Here is an 810-nt window from a genome sequence, read left to right on the forward strand (position 1 = left end):
GATGGCTGATTGGCAGAATTTGCAACTGTCTTCGCTCATGGCGGCGAGTTCGGTGGTGTTGCCGGTCATGAAGGCGTAGCGGTAGAGGTCGAGGAAGTAGCTGACGCTGGCTGCTGCGCCCTCGGCGCTCTCCTCGTTCATCTGGGAGGGCTTGGCCGGTGCGGGTTCGGCCAGGGCGGCATCGCGCTTGGCGCGCAGCTCAGGACTCAGAGCCGCTTCCCGGGAGGCGGTCGCAGAGGCGTTAGCATCCGCAATGCCCTTCTCAGCCCGAGCGATAGCCGCCGACGCGCTGGCACTGGCGCTCACGCTGGCCTCGGCCTTGGCGTCCTTCACTGAGCAGGCCGCCGCCCCCAGCGTCAGCACACACACCACCACCAGGCCAGCCACACCCCGCCGGCGCCCGAAACGAGCCTCGGGTTGGGAACTGGGGCGGCCCCTGCGCGACGACAGCACCACCCCACCCGGCCGCTCCGCCCCTACCTCCAGCACGGCCCGCTTCGCGTGCTCTCCAGGAACGCAGTGACTTCCGGGGCCCGGGTGGGAGCAACGGTCACGTTCGGCCACCCCCAACTCCGGAGCGGCCGCCCAACCGCCTGACTGCTCCAGCCCTCCCCTCAGAGCCACCTGCTCCGCAGGCTCGCTGGAGTCAATGAGAACCAGCCTGCCGCGACGCCTGTGCACGACAGGGCCCCGCGACACGGTGACCTGGCCAGGACCGGATACCGGCTCCCGGGCGCCCGCAGGCTTGGGGGATCGTAGGGACGCACTCATCACGGAAGCCTCCTCGCCACCGAAACAACTCCATACCCC

General features: G+C 69.4%; 1 protein-coding gene. It reads right to left on the minus strand.

The features are described 5' to 3' along the window. Positions 1 to 375: DUF6318 family protein (locus tag BKH20_RS15090; RefSeq protein ID WP_430793402.1), on the minus strand; the 375-nt coding region annotated here is incomplete at its 3' end. Positions 376 to 810: the final 435 nt, after the last annotated feature.

This window comes from Actinomyces oris (assembly GCF_001937445.1).
In the GTDB taxonomy this organism is placed as follows: domain Bacteria; phylum Actinomycetota; class Actinomycetes; order Actinomycetales; family Actinomycetaceae; genus Actinomyces; species Actinomyces acetigenes.